Origin of the sequence: Prevotella sp. CAG:592, assembly GCF_000436015.1 — a bacterium.
GTDB lineage: Bacteria > Bacteroidota > Bacteroidia > Bacteroidales > Bacteroidaceae > Prevotella > Prevotella pectinovora.
In genome coordinates this window covers 1-1,273 of the sequence record NZ_FR892526.1, presented here as the reverse complement: position 1 = coordinate 1,273, position 1,273 = coordinate 1, and the positions used below count along the sequence as shown (strand labels likewise).

At 43.0% G+C, this 1,273-nt stretch carries 3 protein-coding genes; 1 reads left to right on the top strand and 2 read right to left on the bottom strand.

Annotated elements, in window-relative coordinates; all coding sequences use genetic code 11:
* The first annotated feature begins 2 nt into the window (after positions 1–2).
* A complete protein-coding gene (locus QVO99_RS02790; RefSeq protein ID WP_288176893.1) occupies positions 3–137 on the top strand; it encodes a LuxR C-terminal-related transcriptional regulator in 135 nt (44 codons plus the stop codon).
* Positions 138–257: 120 nt separating this feature from the next.
* Here the strand turns inward: QVO99_RS02790 and QVO99_RS02785 are convergent, their stop codons facing one another.
* Together QVO99_RS02785 and QVO99_RS02780 are read right to left on the bottom strand one after the other, a co-directional pair.
* Complete coding sequence (locus QVO99_RS02785; RefSeq protein ID WP_022316067.1) at positions 258–485, bottom strand: hypothetical protein; 228 nt, start codon at positions 483–485, stop codon at positions 258–260.
* A 163-nt stretch (positions 486–648) separates the two neighbouring features.
* On the bottom strand, positions 649–1,242 hold the full coding sequence (locus tag QVO99_RS02780; protein WP_022316066.1) for a hypothetical protein: 594 nt from the start codon (positions 1,240–1,242) through the stop codon (positions 649–651).
* Positions 1,243–1,273 lie beyond the last annotated feature (31 nt).

The following is a 1,273-nucleotide window of genomic DNA, read 5'->3' as shown; positions in this document are numbered from 1 at the left end:
CGATGAATGATATTGCCGACCGACTATGTAAGTCGGTGGATACGATAAAGGCTTGCAAGCGTAATCTTTTCGCCAAGATGGGCGTGAAGAACATAGCCGAAGCGCTGTTTCATGCCACAAACTATCAGATGATATAATTTAGCTACCATTTTCTACCAATATGGCTATGGCCTTTCTTAGTTCTTCTATTGGATAGCCACGCTTTTTGCAAAGCTTTAAAGCCTTGTCAAATCTTTTGGTTGTACCAAACTTATACATCATTCCCCTAAAACAGTGTCAAACATTTCGTCAACAGAATTCCATTGGGTTACTCTACCTTGCGCCTTGTCCTCTTCGGCAAGTTCCAAATCTGTCTTCTTAGGTCTCAGAATAGAAATAGAACTAACACCATTCAACATTTTGATGGCGTTTTTCAGCTTTGTCAACATAGCAGGATCAGATACAGTTACCAAAAGCTGCGGTTCATTTATTACTGAAGTATTCATAATTACTCCTTATTTAAAATATACATTCCATTACATGGCATAACTAGAGCAAACTCGGTTCTGCCCATTTGGTTTAACGAAAAAGGTTGATTTTTCATCAGCAAAAATACGTTTTATTTCTGAAACCACCAAGCAAAAACCAATAAACCCCATAACACAAGTATCATATCTCTTCCAACAATGGCGAGAGATAGAACTTGGGGAAGTATTTCACCTCCTTGCCTTCCGCAAGATTTACGAGGATGTTGGCACAATAGCCGGCGGCTATGTATGCCCCGATGCCCTGTTGCGTGAAAGACTCCTTGGAATAATGCATGATGGCTTCATCCACCCAAGGCACAGGCATCTGCCAGAACATGCCGTACTGCGAGATATACTTGCCCAATGAGCAACGGAAATCATCCGTTCCTTTTTTCACGACTTCGCTGAATGGATAGCCTTTCGGTTTCTCTACAGCGAGAAAGGCTGCCTTGCCAAGATTGACGGCATGGATAACGGTGATGCCCTGCTCCTTACATTTCTCATCGAAAGCGAAAGAGGCTTCGTTGTCGTGTAAGGTGGCATTCACCGCATACCGGACGCCAGCCAAGGGGCATGCAGCCACATCTTCCATCGTCAGCGTATCCTTTTCTATGCGATAGATATGAAATCTATCTTCCTGCCGAGAGCTTTCAGGGAAATCGTGGTGCAAGGCACAGGAGGCTATCAAGCCTCCCATGTCTGCACCACTAATCAACAATTTTATCGGGTTGTTCATTTATAGAGAGATTTATTGTCATTACACCATT

What these genes read in the sequence shown, in the direction of transcription:
- QVO99_RS02785 (WP_022316067.1), bottom strand. Translation starts at nt 485, where the DNA reads ATGAATACTTCAGTAATAAATGAACCGCAGCTTTTGGTAACTGTATCT.
- QVO99_RS02780 (WP_022316066.1), bottom strand. Translation starts at nt 1,242, where the DNA reads ATGAACAACCCGATAAAATTGTTGATTAGTGGTGCAGACATGGGAGGC.
- QVO99_RS02790 (WP_288176893.1), top strand. Translation starts at nt 3, where the DNA reads ATGAATGATATTGCCGACCGACTATGTAAGTCGGTGGATACGATAAAG.